Source organism: Arthrobacter sp. Hiyo1 (assembly GCF_001263615.2).
GTDB lineage: Bacteria > Actinomycetota > Actinomycetes > Actinomycetales > Micrococcaceae > Arthrobacter.
Window position 1 is genome coordinate 37,658 of the sequence record NZ_DF952470.1, and the last position, 4,115, is coordinate 41,772.

Sequence of the window (4,115 nt, forward strand, 5' to 3'; positions counted from 1 at the left end):
CAGCGGCCACTGTCGCGACCACAACCGCCCCCGTCGCCAGTCCTGTCACGTCGAAAGCGGCCGGGAGAACGGCCCGGGGCCCTGTTGTCGTTAGCTGGGTGGCCGGCCAATCCGCATCATCGGCGCCGATTGCGTGCCACACTCGGGAAGTCACATCAACGAAGCTGTCGTTCACACTCACCATTCTTGACGGGGCCACACGAAACGAGCAATGGCAGCCGGATCTAACGCCTCCTGCCCAAGTGGGCCTCCAACTGCCAGACTGTTCTTCATGCAAGCGCTTTTGGACGGACTCTTGAATACCAGCCCGCTTGTGATCGCGTGCATCGTTTTCGCCCTCGTGTTCGCTGAGGATGCAATTTTTGTGGGCTTTGTGATCCCCGGTGAAACGGCGGCAGTGGTCGGCGGGGTGATTTCGAGCCGCGGGCTCTTCGAATTGTGGGCCATGATCGCCATTGTGGTCACGGCCGCGATCACGGGGGACACCGTGGGTTACGAAATAGGCAAACACTTCGGTCCGCGGGTGATGGCCTTGAAAATCCTGGACAAGAGACGCGCCCAATTGCAGAGGGCCGAAGACTTCCTCAAGGACAAAGGCGGCGTCGCGGTGCTCCTGGGCAGGTTTACCGCCTTCTTTCGTGCCGTGATGCCTGCGCTCGCCGGACTCAGCCGCATGCCCTACCGGCGCTTCGCGTTCTGGAATTTCAGCGGCGGCATTATCTGGGGGTCCTTGTTCGTAACGCTCGGCTTTGTGGCCGGAAATTCGTACGAAGAAGTGGCCCGCGTGGTGGGCCGGGGGGCAGCGGCCGTGGTGGCAGTCATTGTAGTGGCGATTGTGCTTGTCTGGCAGGTCAGGAAGCACCGCGCCAAGAAGGCCTGATGCCGCGGGATCACGGAAATCCGACGGAAACTTAAAGGCTTTAGGCTGGTCACAATTCGTTCGGGAGGGGCGGTGAATGGTCCAACTGGATATGTCTGATGTTTGGCGTTATAACCGTAGTAGCTGCCCCGACGTCCTCGGCTTATCAGAGCCTCGAGTGATCTGATGTCCGCTTCTGCAGCACAGAACTTTTAAGGAGAACCGATGCATCTTTTGCCCCGTGAGCAGGAAAAGCTCATGATCGTGGTCGCGGCCGACCTCGCCCGCCGTCGGCAATCCCGTGGCTTGAAGCTCAACTTTCCCGAAGCCGTGGCCGTCATCAGCTACGAACTGATCGAGGCGCCCGTGACGGCAAAACCGTCGCAGAACTCATGAGCTACGGGACCACCTTGCTTCGCCGTGAAGACGTGATGGAGGGCGTGCCAGAGATGATCCATGACGTCCAGATCGAGGCCACTTTCCCCGACGGCACCAAGCTCGTCACCGTCCACGACCCGATCCGCTAGGAGGCCAACATGATTCCCGGTGAGTACCGTCTCCAAGCAGAGCCCATCGCCTGCAACAGCGGACGCGAGGCAATCGCCGTCGACGTCGTCAACCGTGGCGACCGCCCGGTCCAGGTGGGCTCGCACTACCACTTTGCCGAGTCGAATCCCGCGCTCGATTTTGACCGCGAAGCCGCGTACGGCCGCCGGCTGGACATCCCTGCCGGAACGGCTGCTCGCTTCGAACCCGGCGATTCCAAGACCGTCAAACTCATCGCGCTTGAGGGCAGCCGCGAAGTCTACGGCCTGCGGAACGCAGTCAACGGCCCCCTTGACGCCGACGCCGGAAAGAACGACGGCGACGCTGCCGCTTACACCGACCGGCCCGGTGCCAGCACAGAAGGGACAGCCCAGTGAGCTTCGAAATTTCGCGCAAGCAGTACGCAGACCTTTACGGCCCGACGACTGGCGACTCCATCCGCTTGGCGGACACCGAACTTTTCCTTGAGATCGAGAAGGACTACACGGTCTACGGCGAAGAGGTCATGTTCGGCGGAGGCAAAGTGGTCCGCGACGGCATGGGGCAGAACGGCCAAGTGACCCGGGATGAGGACGTCCCGGACACCGTCATTTCGAACGTCGTGGTCCTCGACTACACCGGAATATACAAGGCCGATGTGGCGCTCAAAGACGGCCACATCTTCAAGATCGGCAAGGCCGGCAACCCCCAGATCGCCGACGGCGTGGACATCGTGATCGGGGCCAGTACTGAGATGATCGCCGGGGAAGGCAAGATCCTCACTGCAGGCGGCGTCGACACCCACATCCACTACATTTCCCCGGACCAAGTCCCCACGGCCCTGTGCAGCGGCATCACCACTATGGTCGGCGGTGGCACGGGACCAGCCGAAGGTACCAAGGCCACCACCATCACGCCCGGCAAATGGCACATTTCGCGGATGCTGCAAGCCGCGGAAGGGCTGCCGATCAATATAGGCCTCTTCGGCAAGGGCCACGCGTCCGCCACCGAGCCGCTCGCCGAACAGATCCGCGCAGGAGCAGTGGGCCTCAAAGTCCACGAGGACTGGGGCGCCACGACATCCTCCATCGACATGTCGCTGCGCGTAGCCGACGAATACGACGTACAGGTAGCCATCCACACGGACACCCTCAACGAGTGCGGATTCGTGGAGGACACCATCAAGGCCATCGACGGCCGAGTGATCCACACCTTCCATACCGAAGCGCCGGCGGCGGCCACGCTCCGGACATCATCAAGATCGCCGGATTGCCCAACGTGCTCCCGGCATCCACCAACCCCACGCTCCCGTACACGCGCAACACCATCGAAGAGCACCTGGACATGCTCATGGTGTGCCACCACCTCAACCCGGACATCCCGGAAGACGTGGCGTTCGCTGATTCCCGCATCCGGGCCGAAACCATCGCCGCCGAAGACGTGCTCCAGGACTTGGGCATCTTCTCCATGACCTCATCGGATTCCCAGGCCATGGGCCGCGTGGGCGAAGTGGTCATCCGTACCTGGCAAGTGGCCGACGCCATGAAGCGGCAGCGGGGCGTCCTCAAGGATGCGTCAGGTGCAAGCCACGGCGCTCCGAACGGCTTGGGCGCGGAGAGCGACAACTTCCGGATCAAGCGCTACATCTCCAAATACACCATCAACCCCGCGATCGCGCAGGGAATGGCAGACTCCATCGGCTCCGTGGAAGTGGGAAAGTTCGCCGACCTCGTCCTCTGGAATCCGGCCTTCTTCGGTGTGAAGCCTGAACTGGTCCTCAAAGGCGGGCAGATCGCCTACGCGCTCATGGGCGATTCCAACGGCTCCATCCCCACACCGCAGCCACGTACCATGCGCCCGATGTTCGCCACCCACGGCAAAGCGCTGCAGCAGTCGTCCATTACCTTCCTGTCCAAGGCGGCCATCGACGCCGGCGTTCCGGAAGAGCTTGGCCTTGAACGCGTCATCCGGGCGGTCTCCGGTATCCGGAACTTGCGCAAAGCGGACCTCAAGTTCAACGGCGAAACTCCCGATATCGCCGTCGACCCCGAAACCTACAAAGTGACGGTCGACGGCGAAGACGTCACCTGTGAGCCTTCCGACGTGCTGCCCATGGCCCAGCGCTACTTCCTTTTCTAGATCGCCGGGAGGAGAACCACATGATCATCGAAAAGATCCTCGGCAACCTACATGAACTGCCGCAGGCCGAGGCCGCGGCTTTGGCCAAACTCCACAAGGAGAAGGTCGTCTTACCCAGCGCCCAGCTGGTCAAACGCATCCAACGCGTCACCACGGACCACGGGAAGGAGCTCGGCATCCGCCTCCCCGCCGGATCCGGGGACCTGCGCGACGGCGACATCCTCGCCGTCGAGGACGCGAACCTCATCGTGGTCTCCGTGCTGCCGAGCGACGTCCTGGTCATCGCCGCGAGCAGCATCTACGAAATGGGCGTAGTGGCGCACTCTCTCGGCAACAGGCACCTGCAGGCCCAGTTCTTCGACGGCGACTCCGAATACGGGGCCGAAGTCATGGTGTGCCAGTACGACCACACGGTCGAGGACTACCTCAAACACGTCGGCGTGCCTTATGACCGCCAGGAACGCGTAATGCCGGTGCCTTTCCGCCATGCTGAACACACGCACTGAGCTCGTTGGCCGCGGCGGGCGGTCGGGTTGGGGCGCCGCCACGGATTTGGGGCCGTGCCCGCTTCGCGGTGCCCTCCACACCGCGG

At 62.5% G+C, this 4,115-nt stretch carries 3 protein-coding genes and 2 pseudogenes; all 5 read left to right on the plus strand.

Annotated features, from left to right (window positions below):
* The first annotated feature begins 295 nt into the window (after window positions 1-295).
* On the plus strand, window positions 296-880 hold the full coding sequence (locus tag AHiyo1_RS09130) for a DedA family protein (protein WP_253257239.1): 585 nt from the start codon (window positions 296-298) through the stop codon (window positions 878-880).
* 204 nt (window positions 881-1,084) lie between these two features.
* Window positions 1,085-1,386 (plus strand): annotated as a pseudogene (locus tag AHiyo1_RS09135) (urease subunit gamma).
* Between the two features lie 9 nt (window positions 1,387-1,395).
* Window positions 1,396-1,782 (plus strand): urease subunit beta, encoded by a 387-nt coding sequence (locus AHiyo1_RS09140; RefSeq protein ID WP_059388357.1) that lies wholly within the window; start codon window positions 1,396-1,398, stop codon window positions 1,780-1,782.
* Window positions 1,779-3,523 (plus strand): annotated as a pseudogene (gene ureC, locus AHiyo1_RS09145) (urease subunit alpha). The gene AHiyo1_RS09140 and the pseudogene ureC overlap by 4 nt, the downstream one beginning before the upstream one ends.
* A 20-nt stretch (window positions 3,524-3,543) precedes the next feature.
* Window positions 3,544-4,029 (plus strand): urease accessory protein UreE, encoded by a 486-nt coding sequence (gene ureE, locus AHiyo1_RS09150; protein ID WP_059388358.1) that lies wholly within the window; start codon window positions 3,544-3,546, stop codon window positions 4,027-4,029.
* Window positions 4,030-4,115 lie beyond the last annotated feature (86 nt).

Coding starts and splice junctions, on each gene's coding strand:
- AHiyo1_RS09140 (WP_059388357.1), top strand. CDS start 1,396: ATGATTCCCGGTGAGTACCGTCTCCAAGCAGAGCCCATCGCCTGCAAC.
- ureE (WP_059388358.1), top strand. CDS start 3,544: ATGATCATCGAAAAGATCCTCGGCAACCTACATGAACTGCCGCAGGCC.